This window comes from Micromonospora sp. NPDC047074, from assembly GCF_040643815.1.
Lineage (GTDB): Bacteria > Actinomycetota > Actinomycetes > Mycobacteriales > Micromonosporaceae > Micromonospora.
This window is the reverse complement of the sequence record NZ_JBEYVB010000003.1, coordinates 63,487-77,093: the sequence shown is the minus strand read 5'-3', so window position 1 is coordinate 77,093 and position 13,607 is coordinate 63,487. Positions and strand designations below refer to the sequence as shown.

Below are 13,607 nucleotides of genomic sequence, written 5' to 3'. Positions count from 1 at the left end.
TCACTTCACCGCGCCCGAGGTGAGGCCCGACTGGATCTGCCGCTGGAAGATCGCGTAGACGATGATCATCGGAATGATGGCGATGGTCAGGGCGGCGAAGAGGCCGGACCAGTCGGCCTCGTAGCCGGCGTTCACCGAGATGTCCGCGATGCCCTGGGTGAGCACCCATTTCTCCTTGGCGTTGGAGAGCAGCACGAGCGGCAGCTGGTACTGCCCCCACTGGCCGATGATGTTGAAGATCCCGACGCTGATCAGGCCCGGCTTGGCCATCGGCAGCATCACCTGGAAGAACAACCGGGTGTGCGAACAGCCGTCGATCATGCCCGCCTCGGCGACCGACGACGGCAGGGTCTTGAAGAACGCGGCCAGGAAGAACACCGTGAACGGCAGCGAGTAGGCGATGTAGACCAGCACCACCCCCGTGTGGGTGTCCAGCAGCCCCAGGTTCTTCACCACGAAGAAGAGCGGCACCAGGGCGAGGAAGACCGGGAACGCCAGCCCCGAGACGAACAGGTAGTAGATCGCCCGGTTGCCCCAGAACTTGTAGCGCGCCAGCACGTACGCGGCCATCGAGCCGAACAGCATGGTGCCGAACGTGCTGCACGCCACCACGATCACGCTGTTCAGGAAGTAGCGGCCGACGTTCGCCTTGTTCCACGCCCGGGCGTAGTTCTCGAACCGAAGCTCCGCCGGCAGCGTCCACGGGCTGCTGAAGATCTCCGTGGTGTTCTTGAACGAGGCGAGGAAGGTCCACAGGATCGGCACGATCACGATCACCGCCCAGACCGCGAGCGCCACGTGCCCGAGGTTGGCGAACAGCCGTACCTCCGAGCGCCGGCGCCGGCCGCCGCTCCCACCCGCCGCGCCCGGCTTGACGTTCTTCGGCGGTAGCGCCGCCGGTGTCGGCGGCAGCGTCGTCTGCGGGTTCATCAGTACTCCACGCTTTCCCGCTTGGTCAGCCGCAGCGTCAACGCCGCGAACGTGAGGGTGAGGAAGAACAGCGCCACGCCCATGGCCGAGGCGTAGCCGTACTTCGAGTAGACGAAGGCGTTGCGGTAGATCTCCATGGCCAGCACCGTGGTCGCGCCGTCGGGGCCGCCGCCGTCCACCGAGAGCACCGAGACGATGGCGAACGCGTCGAACGCGGCGATGCCCAGGTAGACCCAGGCGACCTGGAGGGTGTCCCAGAGCAGCGGCAGGGTAACCCGGAAGAAGAGCGTCACCCGGCTCGCCCCGTCGATCTCGGCGGCCTCGTAGATCTCGCCGGGGATGGAGGCCATGCCCGCCGAGAAGAGCACCACGTAGAAGCCGACCGCCTGCCAGACCAGCACGGCGATGATCGACCAGAGCGCCAGGTTCGGCCGGACCAGGAAGAGCACCGGGTCGAAGCCGAGCTTCATCAGCACACCGTTGATCAGGCCGGACTCGTTCGGCCGGTAGACCGTTTGGAACAGCACCGCGATGATCGCCACCGCCAGGACCTGGGGGAAGAAGAACACCACCCGGTAGAACTTCGACCCCCAGACTCCCTGGCGCTGCCCGCCGCTGCTCTTCCCGCCCACGTTGAGCATGAACGAGAAGAACAGCGCGATGGCGATGGTGATCAGCGGCAGGGCAAGCAGCAGTACGCCGTGGTGCTGGACCGCCTTCCAGAAGTTGTCGTCGTCGAACAACCTCCGGTAGTTGTCGAAGCCCACCCACTGCGGGGCGGAGAACCCCCGCCAGTTGGTCATCGAGATCTGGAACGCCTGCGCGTACGGCGCGATGACGAAGACCACGTACAGCGTGACCGGGATGAAGAGGAACCCGATCACGAACGGATACTTGCCGTGCCGCATGACCCCCACGCTCCGATCAGCGCTTGAACTTGGTGATGGAGCTGTCCTTCTTGATCGCGTCGGCCCGCTTCTGGATGCGCTCCACGAAGGCGTCCGCCTTGATCCGGCCGAACATCAGCTCGTTGGTGGCGGTCCGCGCCTCCGTGTCGAGCTCCTTGTACCAGCCGTCGAAGTACATGTTGAACACGTCCTGGCCGGCCGCCTTGAGCGCGGCCTGCGAGCTGGCCACACCGGGCGGGAAGGCGAAGCCGTCCGAGCCGGCGGTGACCACGGTCGGGGCCTTGACCGTCTCGGTGAAGCCCTTCGCGCCCGCCACCGAGAGCATCCGGCGCATGTACTCCAGGCCGCCCTTGGGGTTCTTGCTCTTGGCCGAGACGAAGTAGCCCTCACCGGCGGTCGCCCGCAGCGCCGTCGCCGGCAGCTTGTCCGACGCGGACAGGCTCGGCACCGGCATCAGCTGGTAGTCGAAGCCGGACGGGGTGTCCTTCTTCTGCTCGCCCTCCAGCCAGTCGCCGCTGGGGTAGAACGCCAGCTTGTACTGGTTCTGCCGCAGCTGCACGTCGGTGTGCTTGAGCCCCTCGAAGCTCTTGTCGACGTACTTGGCGCCGATCTCGGCCCACGCCGCGGCGGCCTGCTTGACCGCGTCCTGCTGCCAGGCGCCGTCCTCCAGGTTGTCGATGTTCTTGAGGACGTCCGTGCCGCCGATCTTGGCCGCGTGGGTGAGGATCACGTTCCACTGGTAGTACGCCGCGTTCGCCCCGGCGTAGCCGTACGGGGTGATGCCCTTGGCCTTGATCTTGTCGAGCAGGGCGGTGAACTCGGACCAGTCCTTCGCCGGCGCCCAGCCGTTGTCCTTGAACAGCTTGCCCGAGTACCAGATGCCGAAGACGGTGGAGACGTAGTACAGGACGTACGGCTTGCCGTTGAAGGACCCGACGTCGACGGTGCCCGGCACCACGGTGTCGCGGACCTTCTTGTTCGGGTCGTCGACCGACGGGGCGTCCCACAGCTCGGTGAGGTCCTGGAGCTGGCCGTCGGCGACCAGGGCGCCGAAGTCCATCATCTTCTCGCCGGAGTTGTTCACGAACTCCGGCGGGTTGCCCGAGGCGAACCGCGGCTGGAGCACCGTGGACACGGCCTGCGTCGACTGGTGCTTGATCTCGGCCTTCGGGAACGCCGTCTTGTACAGCGGCTGGTGCACGTCGGTGGCGTACTTCTCGCCGTAGCCACCGTTGAAGATGACCACCTCGATGGCGGCGTCCTCGGCGACGCCGAGCGGGTTGGTGGCGCTCTTGGTGCCGCCGGTGACCTGCTCGTTCTCCTCGTCGCCGCCGCTGGTCGCGCAGGCGCTCAGCAGGCCGACGGCCGGAGTGGCGAGCAGGCCCACCGCGGCGGCCCGGCGCAGCACGGTCCGGCGGCTCAGGTCGGCCGGGTTGTCGGGGGTAATCGACATCGTCGTCTCTCCTTGGGATGTTCGGGTCAGGCGGTTCGCCGGAGACGCCCGGCGTACCGCGACTCGAGGGCGTGGTTGTGCTCGTCCCCGCCGGGGACGTTGGCGGAGAGGTAGATAGGGGGCACCTCTCCGGCCTGGTGGAACCGTCGTACGACCTCGGCGGTCAGCAGCTGCGCCAGCAGCGCCGCGGTGACCGAGGAGACCGCACAGACCGCGCCGCCGCCCTCGAGCGGCAGCAGTGCGTCGCCGTACGGCGCGCCGTTGTCCAGCACGACGTCGGCGAGATCGGCGAGCCGCCGGCCGGACGGGTGCCGGGGGGCGACCCGTGCGGTGTGCGCGACCGAGGTGACCGCGATCAGCGGGTGGCCACGCCGGGTGACCAGCTCCGCCAGCTCGACCACCGAGCCGTTGATGCCGGACTGGGACGCCACCACGAACACGTCCCGCGGCTGCGGGTCCGCCAGCGCGTAGAGCTGGTGGGCGATGGCGGGGTCGCGTTCCAGCTTCGGGTCGGCGAGCACGTCACGCGGCGCGTCGCCGTGCAGCACCAGGTCGTGCAGGGAGAGCCGGTTGGTGGGCACCAGTCCGCCGGCCCGGGCGACCAGCTCCGCGGCGAACGCCTCGGAGTGGCCGGCGCCGAACGCCTGGAGCACCCCGCCGGAGCGCAGGCTGTCGGCGATCAGGTCGGCAGCGGCGCCCACCCCGTCGGCGCTGGCGTCGACCAGGCGGTCGAGCACCGGGCGGACGGCGTCGGCGTACCCCTGGGCGCTGATCATGCGGTGGCCCCCTTCGCGGCCTTGTGCCCGTCGACGGCCTGGGCGGTACGCCGGAAGGCCGCGTGGGCGCGGTCGTGGGTGCGTTGCGCGACGGCGATGTAGAGCAGGTCGAGCACGACCAGCTGCGGGTGCCGGGCGGAGAGGGCGTCGGGGCGGAACGTGGTGGCCTGGCTGGCGGTGAGCAGCACGATGTCGGCCAGCTCGGCCAGCGGCGAGCGCGGGAAGCCGGTCAGGGCCAGCGTGGTGGCGCCCCGGCTGCCCGCCTCGGCGAGCATCTCGATGGTCTCCCGGGTCTGGCCGGTGTGCGAGATGCCGAGCGCCACGTCGCCCTGACGCAGCAGGGCGGCGCTGGCGAGGCCCTCGTGCACGTCGTTCCAGGCCCAGGCCGCCACCCCGATGCGGTGCAGGCTGAACTGCATCTCCTCGCCGACCAGCGCGCTGCCGCTGGCGCCGAAGATGTTCACCCGGGACGCCCCGGCGATGGCGACGGCGGCCCGTTCCACCTCGGCGAGGTCGAGCAGCGCGGCCGTGTCGTGCATGGCGCGGGTGTCGGCGGCCATGATCTGGTCGAGGACCCGGGAGAGGGGGTCACCGGGCTGGATCTCGCGCCCGATGTCGACGGTCCAGCCCGCCGAGCGGGCCCGGCCGGTCTCGGCGGCGATCCCCAGCCGCAGGTCGGCGTAGCCCTCGAAACCCATCGCCCGGCAGAACCGGGTGATGGTCGCCGGGGAGGTGCCGCTACGCTCGGCCAGCTCCACGATGGTCGCGCGGGCGGCGGCCTCCGGGTCGCTGAGTACGTGCTCGGCGACCCGGCGCAGCGCACCCGTCAGCTCGCCCACGCCGGCCCGGACCCGCGCCAGGACGCCGTCGGAGGCGACCCCCAGCGCGCCCCGTCGGTCGACCGCGCCGGCGTCGACCACCGCGGTCCCCGCGGAGGTGTCCACCTCGTGATCAACCATGGGACGCCTTTCGGAAAAGAGTGTTAACTGTTAGTGGTAAAAGTTCTTACTGAAGGCCCCTCCGTGTCAAGACCGTGGGCGAAGTTTTCAAACTGTTACCTGGCGCACACGCTCGGAACCGGTCCGGCTCTTGCCCGGCGCCGCCGGGCCGACCAGCATGAACGCGGCATCGATCTCAAGGAGTGGGTGCGGATGTCCGACACCGTCGTGGTCGGTCTCGACATCGGGGGTACGTCCACCCGGGCGACCGCGCTGACGCTGAACGGTCAGCGGTTGGGCAGCGGCCGGGCGGGCGGCGGCAACCCCACCAGCCACGGCGCCGAGCGGGCCGCCGGCGAACTCCTGGCCGCCCTGCGGGAGGCGCTCGCCGACGTCGACCCCGCCCGGGTGCGGGCCGGCACCATCGGCCTGGCCGGGGCGGCCCGGCTGCTCGCCGATCCGGCCGGTCGGGACGCCTTCGACCGGGCCTGGCGCGACGCCGGCCTGCGCTGCCCCTACGCGGTGCACGGCGACGCGCTGGTCGCGTACGCGTCGGGCACCGCGAGCCCCGAGGGCACGGTGCTCATCGCCGGCACCGGGGCGATCGCCGCCAGAGTCGGCGAGATGCGGCTGGACCGGGTCGCCGACGGTCACGGCTGGCTGCTCGGCGACGCCGGATCGGGCTTCTGGCTGGGCCGCGAGGCGGTCCGCCGGCTCCTCGCCGACCTGGACCAGGCCCGCACGCCCGGCCCGCTGGCGACCGCCGTACTCACCGAACTGCTCGGCTCCGCCGAGGTGGCGGCCCGCCCCCGGGACACCGTCGACGTGCTGGTCCAGACGGTGACCCGACGACCCCCCGTGGAACTGGCCCGGCTGGCGCCCCTGGTGGTCGCCGCCGCCGTCGACGGTGAACCGGTCGCCGGCGCGCTGATCGAGGAGGCCGCCGCGCACCTGGCCGAGAGCACGGCACGGATCCGCCCGACCGGCGACACCACCCCGATCGTGCTCGGCGGCGGCCTGCTGACCGGCGCCACCCCGCTCGCCGCGGCGGTGCGGGCCGAGGTCGGCCGGCGGTGGCCGGACGCCCCCCTGCGCTCGGCCGGCGACGGCGCCGCCGCGGCAGCCTGGCTCGCCGCGCGGAACCTGCCCGAGGTGACCGAACCGGCAGCCCTGCACGCCCTCCTGGTGCCACCGACCTCCTGACCGGCCCCGGCACCCGTCCACGCCACCGGTGGGGACGACGAGTCTGCGACACGGCGGGACCACGCGGCGGCTCGAGGCGGCGCAGTGCGGCGCGGCAGCAGAGCGGCAGGGCGGCGCGGCAGAGCGGCAGAGCGGCAGGGCGGCGCGGCGGCGGCACCGACTGGCCATGGTCGTCCACCACGCGGCAGGGCAGCGACCTGCTCGCGCGGTCGCTGTCGAGCTGCCCCATCCATGAGACCAAACGTCGCCGGACGCCCACCCCGCGGTGCCATCACCAGCGCGGCCCACGCGACCAGCGCAACCGACGTGGTGCCGCTCAGTCCCGCCGCACCAAACCCAGCACCTCGGCAGGCCGCCTCGCGGCCCGCCGGATCAAACGCAACCGTCACGCCGCGTCAGCGGAACCGTCACGACCTGTCAGTATCGGCACCGGACTGCCCCGCACCGCAGGAACGTCGGCTGCCGCAGTCGTGCCGGGCACGCCCGGAGACAACGCCGGCAAGCGCCGTCCCGCTCGGCTCACCAACGCGACCCGCGTCGACAGCAACCACGCCGCCCTGGCGCGGACCGCCGCCACAGGGGCACCCGGCGGGTGCGCCGAAGCGAGCGCGAAGAAGACGCCGGTCCGACCCGGCGCATCGGCCCGACGCACCCACACGGCGTGATCCCGCAGGTGGGGCAGTTCGCAAGACGCCGGTCCGACCCGGCGCAGCGGCCCGACGCACCCACACGGCGTGGTCCCGCAGGTGGGGCAGTTCGCAAGACGCCGGTCCGACCCGGCACAGCGGCCCGACGCACCCACACGGCGTGGTCCTACGGATGGGGCAGCTCGACAGCGACTACGCCGCAACCCGTCGCCCGCCCCTGTCGTCGGTCAGGGGCGGGCAGACGACCGGGCGAGCCGCGTCCGCCGCTCGATCCAGTGATCGGTAACGGACGCGGCTACTTGAGCTGGCCGGCGGTGAGGCCGGACTGGACCTGACGCTGGAACATGATGTAGACCAGCAGCACCGGGATCACCGCGATGGTGAGACCCGCGAAGAGTTGGGCGTAGTCGCCGGCATATCCCTGGTTCACCGAGAGCGCGGCGAGGCCCTGGGCGAGCACCCACTTGGACTCGTCGCCCTGCATCAGCACCTGGGGCAGCAGGAACTGGTTCCAGTGGTTGAGGAAGTTGAAGATGCCGACGCTGATCAGTCCCGGACGCGCCATCGGCAGCATCACCTGGAAGAAGAGCCGGAAGTGACCGCAGCCGTCGACCAGGGCCGCCTCCGCGACGGTGGTGGGCAGCGTGCGGAAGAAGGCGGTCAGGAAGAAGACCGTGAACGGCAACGAGTAGGCCGCGTAGACCAGGATCAGCCCTGTCCAGGTGCCGAAGAGACCGGCGTTGCGCACCACGAAGAACAGCGGCACCAGGGCGAGGAAGACGGGGAACATCAGCCCGCCGACGAACAGGTAGTAGACGACCTGCTTGCCCCGGAACTCGTAGCGGGCGAAGACGTACGCGGCGGTGGCGCCCATCAGCATGGTGAGGGTGACCGAGCCGGCCACCACCACCATGCTGTTGAGGAAGTACTGGCCGATGTGCGCGCCGCTCCAGGCCCGGGCCCAGTTGTCGAAGCGCAGCGCGCCCGGCAGCCCCCACGGGTCGGCCAGGATCTCCGCGTTGCTCTTGAACGAGCTGATGAACATCCAGAGCAGCGGCAGCACGGTCAGCGCGCCCCAGAACATCAGGAAGCCGTGCGACAGCACGTTGGCGACGCCGAGCTCGCGGCGTACCGGGCGGTCGGCCGGGCCGGGGGCCTCGGCAGCCGGCGCCGTCTGGGCGGGCCTGTCCAGAGTCGTCACGAGTACTCGATCCTGTCTCGCTTGCTGGCCCGCAGCGCCAGCACCGCCACCGTGAGGGTCAGGAAGAACATCACCACGCCGATCGCCGAGGCGTAGCCGAACTTGGTCTCGCTGCCGAACGCCGTGTCGTACATCCGCACGCCGATGACGTCGGTGGAGAAGTTGGGGCCGCCGTTGGTCATCAGCTGCACCAGGATGAACCCGTCCAGCGCGAAGATGGCGAGGTAGACCCAGGCGACCTGGACGGTGTCCCAGAGCAGTGGGATGGTCACCTTCCGCAGCGTGGTCAGCCGGGATGCGCCGTCGAGCATGACCGCCTCGTAGATCTCCTTCGGGATGGCCGACATGGCCGCGCCGAACAGCACCACGTAGAAGCCGACGTTGCTCCAGATCATCACCGCGAGGACGCACCAGAAGGCGGTCTTCGGGTCACCGAGCCAGGTGGGCGCGGAGAGCCCGACGCTGTTCAGGGCGCTGGTGAGCAGGCCGCTGTTCGGGTGGTAGACCTCCTTCCAGAGCAGCGCGATGATCACGACCGAGAGCACCTGCGGGAAGAAGTAGACCGTGCGGTACAGGGCCGAGCCGCGTACCCCGCTGACCCCCGCCCGCCCCTTCCGGCCACCCATGTTGAGCATGGTGGCGAAGAACAGGCCGAGCACGATCGTCAGCACCGGCACCAGCGCCAGCAGGATCGCGTTGTTCTTCAGCGCGTTCCAGACGTAGTCGTCGTTCCAGAGCGTCTTGAAGTTCGCCAGCCCCACCGAGTTGGCGTCGGCCGAGTAGCCGAGCCAGTCGGTCGTGGAGATCTGGAACGCCTGCAGGTACGGCGACACGACGAAGATGACGTAGAGCAGCACCGGCGGCACCAGGAAGGTGACGATCAACGGGTACTTGCCATGTCTCACGATGAGGTCCTACCTCTTCAACGGCGGCCCGGTGGGAGCGGTTCGCCCGCTCCCACCGGCCGGGGTGTCAGGCGGCCCGCTTGTACTTCTTGATCGAGCTGTCCTGGGCGATCGAGTCCGCGCCCTTCTGGCACTGGTCCAGGAACTCCGCCGGGCCGATCCGCCCGCTGAAGAACTCGCCGCACGCGGCGTCGACCAGGTTGCGCTCCAGCTTGCGGTAGTAGTTGTTGTAGACCCAGTTGAAGCCGTTGGCGCCGGACGCCTCCAGCGACTTCACCACCGTGCTCAGCCCGAACGGCAGCTCGACGCCCTCGCTGGCGCCGGCCACCACGGTCAGGCTGGAGACCTTCTTGGTGAAGTCCTGTGCGCCCTTCTTGGAGAGCATGGTCCGGAAGAACTCCAGGCCACCGGCGACGTTCTTGGCCTTGGCCGGGACCATGAACGGCTCACCCGCGGTGCCCCGGACGGCCTCGAACGGCAGCTTGTCGCCGCTGCCGAGGCTCGGGGTCGGCTGGATGGTCATGTTGAACCCGGCCGGGGTGACGTCCTTCTGCTCGCTCTCCAGCCAGGAACCGCAGGAGATGAAGGCGGCCTTGCCCTGGCACCACGCGGTCTGCGACTGCTTGTGGTCGAGGCCGGGCGAGCCCTCGAGGATGTACTTGTCCTTGACGATCTGGTGCCAGGCGTCGGCGGCGGCCTTCATCGCGTCGGACTTCCAGGCGTTGGGCTCCAGGTTGTCGATCGCGGTGGCGACCGAGGGGCCGCCGAACTTGATCGCGGTGGAGATCAGCGGCCAGCTCATGTAGCGCGGGTGCAGGCCGGCGTACGTCCAGGGGGCGATGCCGGCGGCCTTGATCTGCTTGCACAGCGCGATGTGCTCGTCCCAGGTCTTGGCGTACTCCCACTTGCGCTCGGTGAAGAGCTTGGTGGAGTGCCAGATGCCGTAGACGGTGTAGGTGTAGTTCATCACCAGGAACTTGCCGTCGTACGAGCCGACCTCGACGGCGCCCGGCAGCAGGGTGTCCTTGACCGTCTTGCCCGGGATGTCCAGGCTCGGGGCGGCGAGCAGCTCGCCCAGGTCGGCGATCGCGTTCTGGGAGACCAGGCCGTTGAAGTCGATCTGGTTGGCGCCCGAGTTGTTGACGACGTCGGGCGGGGTGCCGTCGACGAAGCGCGGCTGGAGGGTCTTGCTGATCTCCTGCGTCGCCGAGTGGTTGATCTTCGCCTTCGGGTACTTCTCGGTGTACATGGCCTCGTGGGCCTTCGCGTACTCCTCGCCGAAGCCGCCGTTGAAGATCACCACCTCGAGGGGCGCGTCCTCCTTGACCCCGAGCGGGTTCTGCTCGCTCTTGGTGCCCTTGTAGGTCTCCGCGTCGCCCTTGTCGTCGCCGCCGCCGGTGGCGCAGCCGGCCAGCAGGCCGGCGGCAGGGGTGGCCAGCAGGCCGGCGGCGGCGCTACGCCGCAGGATGTCACGCCTGTTCATGGTCTCTCCTCGGATCCGGTCCGGGCGGTCGCCGGATGGGGGTAGGCGACCGCCGCACGAGGCGCAGGGGGAATTTGTCTTCAGTTCGCAATATGTTGCTGAAGAATTTCTACGGCAGGTCGGCGCGGGTTTCAACCCCCGGGGACCGAACCGTTATCAGCACCGGCCAGTCCGAGCCTGACATACCCTCGGACCCATGCGCCGCCTGCGGCAACTCGCCGCGCGCACCCCCGCTGGTCGGCAACGTTACGTCGACCTGCTCCGGGCGCTCGCCATCTGTATGGTCGTTCTCGGCCACTGGTCGGTTGCCGCGATCGGCGAGGACGCCACCGGCCGTCCGACGGGGCGCTCGGCGCTGCCGGAGCTGCCGTGGGCGTACCCGCTCACCTGGGTGGCCCAGGTGATGCCGATCTTCTTCCTGGTCGGTGGTTACGCCAACGCCGCCTCGCTGGCCGCCCGCCGGGCGGCCGGCGTCGACGCCACCGCCTGGCTGCTGGGCCGGGGCGCCCGGCTGCTGCGCCCCACGACCGCGCTGGTGCTGGTGATCGCCGCCGGCGCCGCCCTCGCGTCGCTGGCCGGTGTCGAGGCGACGCTGGTACGGACCGTCGGCTGGTTCGCCACGATCCCGCTCTGGTTCCTCGCCGCCTACCTGGTCGTGGTGCCGCTGACCCCGGTGATGTACGCCCTGCACCGGCGTTTCGGCCTGCTCGTCCCGGCGGCGCTGGCCGCGCTCGTCGCCGCGGGCGACGTGGGGCGGGCGCTCGGCCCAGCCGAACTGGCGCTGCCGAACTACCTGCTCGGCTGGCTGGCCGTCCACCAGCTCGGCATCGCCTGGCGCGCCTCCGACGCCGACACCGACGCCGGCACCGGGCCGCCCCGAACGCGCGACGCCGACACCGGCACCGGGCCGCCCCGAACGCGCGACGCCGACACCGACACCGACACCGGGCCGCCCCGGGCGCGCCGCGCCGGCGCGGTGGCGCTGCTGGGCGGGCTGGCCGCCACGGTGCTGCTGACCACCGTCGGGCCGTACCCGGTAGCCATGCTCAACGTGCCGGGCGAGCGCTTGGACAACGCCGCCCCGCCCAGCCTGGCCCTGCTGACCCTGACCGTCGCCCAGTTCGGGGCGGTCCTGCTGCTGCGCGCACCCGCGGAACGCTGGCTGCGCCGCCCCCGCCCCTGGCAGGCGGTGATCGCGGTGAACGCGGTCGTGCTCACCGTCTTCCTCTGGCACCTGGCCGCCGCGATCCTGCTGGTCGGCGCGCTGGACGCGGCCGGGTGGCTGCCGACCCCGCCGGTGGGGTCGGCAGCCTGGCTGGCCTGGCGCGTGCCCTGGGTCCTGATGCTGACCGTGGTGCTGGCAGTGCTGGTCGCCGTCTTCGGCCCCGTCGAGGCCCGCACCGGCCGCACCGGCCGCACCACCCGCGCCGGCACCGGTCGCCGGGCGACCGGTGGGCCCGCCGCCGGGGTCGCCCCCGGTCACGGGCCGACGCGGCGCGCCGCCGCGCGCACCGCGCTCACCGCCGCCGGTTTCGCGGCCGTGGTGTACGCCCTGGTGGTCAACGCCGAGACGCCGAGGTCTGCGCCCGAGCCGCTGGGTATCCCGGTGCCGGCGCTGCTGGCGTACCTGGCCGGGGCCGGCACCCTGCGGCTGCTCAGGTCTGGGTGGGGAAGCCAAGGTTGACCCCGCCGTGCCGGGGGTTCAGCCAGCGGCTGGTGACCACCTTGCCCCGGGTGAAGAAGCGCACCCCGTCCTCGCCGTGCGCGTGCAGGTCGCCGAAGAGCGAGGCCTTCCAGCCGCCGAAGGAGTAGTACGCCATCGGCACCGGGATCGGCACGTTGACGCCGACCATGCCCGCCTCCACCTCGTGCTGGTAGCGCCGCGCCGCGCCACCGTCGTTGGTGAAGATCGCCGTGCCGTTGCCGTACGGGTTGGCGTTGACCAACTCCACCGCCTCGTCGAAGGAGCCGACCCGCACCACGCTGAGCACGGGGCCGAAGATCTCGTCGGTGTAGATCGACATGTCCGTGCGGACGTGGTCGAACAACGTCGGGCCCAGCCAGAACCCGCCCGGGTCGCCGTCCGGCTCGACCTCCCGGCCGTCCACCACCGGCACCGCCCCGGCGGCCACCCCGGCCGCGACGTACGACCGGACCCGGTCGGCGTGCGCGGCGGTGACCAGCGGGCCCATGTCGCAGCCGCGCCGGCCGTCGCCGGTGCGCAGCCGCCGGATCCGTTCGGCGATCCGGGGGACCAGGGCGTCGGCGACCGGCTCCACCGCGACCAGCGCCGAGATGGCCATGCACCGCTCCCCCGCCGAGCCGAACCCCGCGTTGACCGCCGCGTCGGCGGCGAGGTCCAGGTCGGCGTCGGGAAGCACCACCATGTGGTTCTTCGCACCGCCCAGCGCCTGCACCCGCTTGCCGGCGGCGGTGGCGCGCTGGTGGACGTGCCGGGCGACCGGGGTCGAGCCGACGAACGACACCGCCCGCACACCCGGATGCTCCAGCAGGGCGTCCGCGGCCTCGGCGTCGCCGTTGACCACGTTCAGCACCCCGTCGGGCAGGCCCGCCTCGGCGAACCACTCCGCCAGCAGCAGCGCCGCGCTCGGGTCCTTCTCGCTCGGCTTGAGCACCACCGCGTTGCCGCAGGCCACCGCGATCGGCAGGAACCACAGCGGCACCATGGCGGGGAAGTTGAACGGGGAGATCACCGCGACCACGCCGAGTGGCTGCCGCAGGCTGTACGAGTCGACCTCGGTGGAGACGTTCTCGCTGAACCCGCCGCGCAGCGCCGAGGGGATCCCGCAGGCGTACTCGACGATCTCCAGGCCGCGCTGCACCTCGCCGGCGGCGTCGGCGAGCACCTTGCCGTGCTCGGCGGTGATCACCTCGACGAGCCGGTCCCGCCGCGCGTGCACCAGCTCCCGGAAGGCGAAGAGCACCGCCGTGCGCCTGGCCAGCGACACGTCCCGCCACGCCCGGGCCGCGCGCTCGGCGGTCTCCACCGCGACCGCGACGTCCGCCGCCGAGGCCAGCTCCACCCGGGCGGTACGCCGGCCGGTGGCCGGGTCGAAGACGTCGCCGTACCGGGTCGACGTCCCGGTGATCCGCTTGCCGTCGACGAAGTGACCGATGACGGCCACGCCGTCGTCCGCCGCGC

General features: G+C 71.1%; 11 protein-coding genes. 2 read left to right on the top strand and 9 right to left on the bottom strand.

The window, feature by feature from the left end; all coding sequences use genetic code 11:
* The 5 genes from ABZ809_RS07180 to ABZ809_RS07160 are packed head-to-tail and all read right to left on the bottom strand — an operon-like array spanning position 1 to position 5,026.
* Positions 1–930: a carbohydrate ABC transporter permease gene (locus ABZ809_RS07180; RefSeq protein ID WP_357561561.1), complete on the bottom strand. Its 930-nt coding sequence runs from the start codon at positions 928–930 to the stop codon at positions 1–3.
* Entirely contained in the window at positions 930–1,838 is a 909-nt protein-coding gene (locus tag ABZ809_RS07175) for a sugar ABC transporter permease (RefSeq protein ID WP_357561560.1), read from the bottom strand. The genes ABZ809_RS07180 and ABZ809_RS07175 overlap by 1 nt, the downstream gene beginning before the upstream one ends.
* Before the next feature lie 16 nt (positions 1,839–1,854).
* Entirely contained in the window at positions 1,855–3,291 is a 1,437-nt protein-coding gene (gene ngcE, locus ABZ809_RS07170; protein ID WP_357561559.1) for an N-acetylglucosamine/diacetylchitobiose ABC transporter substrate-binding protein, read from the bottom strand.
* A gap of 26 nt (positions 3,292–3,317) precedes the next feature.
* Positions 3,318–4,067: an SIS domain-containing protein gene (locus ABZ809_RS07165; protein ID WP_357561558.1), complete on the bottom strand. Its 750-nt coding sequence runs from the start codon at positions 4,065–4,067 to the stop codon at positions 3,318–3,320.
* A complete protein-coding gene (locus tag ABZ809_RS07160; RefSeq protein ID WP_357561557.1) occupies positions 4,064–5,026 on the bottom strand; it encodes a MurR/RpiR family transcriptional regulator in 963 nt (320 codons plus the stop codon). The genes ABZ809_RS07165 and ABZ809_RS07160 overlap by 4 nt, the downstream gene beginning before the upstream one ends.
* 192 nt (positions 5,027–5,218) lie before the next feature.
* Here ABZ809_RS07160 and ABZ809_RS07155 point away from each other — a divergent pair, with 192 nt between their 5' ends.
* On the top strand, positions 5,219–6,208 hold the full coding sequence (locus tag ABZ809_RS07155) for a BadF/BadG/BcrA/BcrD ATPase family protein (RefSeq protein WP_357561556.1): 990 nt from the start codon (positions 5,219–5,221) through the stop codon (positions 6,206–6,208).
* A gap of 942 nt (positions 6,209–7,150) precedes the next feature.
* Here the strand turns inward: ABZ809_RS07155 and ABZ809_RS07150 are convergent.
* From ABZ809_RS07150 to ngcE (ABZ809_RS07140), 3 genes are all read right to left on the bottom strand, one after another.
* The gene (locus ABZ809_RS07150; protein ID WP_357561815.1) at positions 7,151–7,939 is read right to left on the bottom strand and encodes a carbohydrate ABC transporter permease; all 789 of its coding nucleotides are present in this window, start codon (positions 7,937–7,939) and stop codon (positions 7,151–7,153) included.
* A 113-nt stretch (positions 7,940–8,052) separates the two neighbouring features.
* Positions 8,053–8,961 (bottom strand): sugar ABC transporter permease, encoded by a 909-nt coding sequence (locus tag ABZ809_RS07145; protein ID WP_357561555.1) that lies wholly within the window; start codon positions 8,959–8,961, stop codon positions 8,053–8,055.
* Positions 8,962–9,028: 67 nt separating this feature from the next.
* The gene (ngcE, locus tag ABZ809_RS07140) at positions 9,029–10,444 is read right to left on the bottom strand and encodes an N-acetylglucosamine/diacetylchitobiose ABC transporter substrate-binding protein (RefSeq protein ID WP_357561554.1); all 1,416 of its coding nucleotides are present in this window, start codon (positions 10,442–10,444) and stop codon (positions 9,029–9,031) included.
* Positions 10,445–10,640: 196 nt separating this feature from the next.
* Between ngcE (ABZ809_RS07140) and ABZ809_RS07135 the strand changes: the two genes are divergently transcribed.
* Positions 10,641–12,128 (top strand): acyltransferase, encoded by a 1,488-nt coding sequence (locus ABZ809_RS07135; protein WP_357561553.1) that lies wholly within the window; start codon positions 10,641–10,643, stop codon positions 12,126–12,128.
* Here ABZ809_RS07135 and ABZ809_RS07130 read toward each other — a convergent pair.
* Complete coding sequence (locus ABZ809_RS07130; protein WP_357561814.1) at positions 12,100–13,590, bottom strand: CoA-acylating methylmalonate-semialdehyde dehydrogenase; 1,491 nt, start codon at positions 13,588–13,590, stop codon at positions 12,100–12,102. The two genes, ABZ809_RS07135 and ABZ809_RS07130, sit on opposite strands and share 29 nt — an antisense overlap.
* Positions 13,591–13,607: the final 17 nt, after the last annotated feature.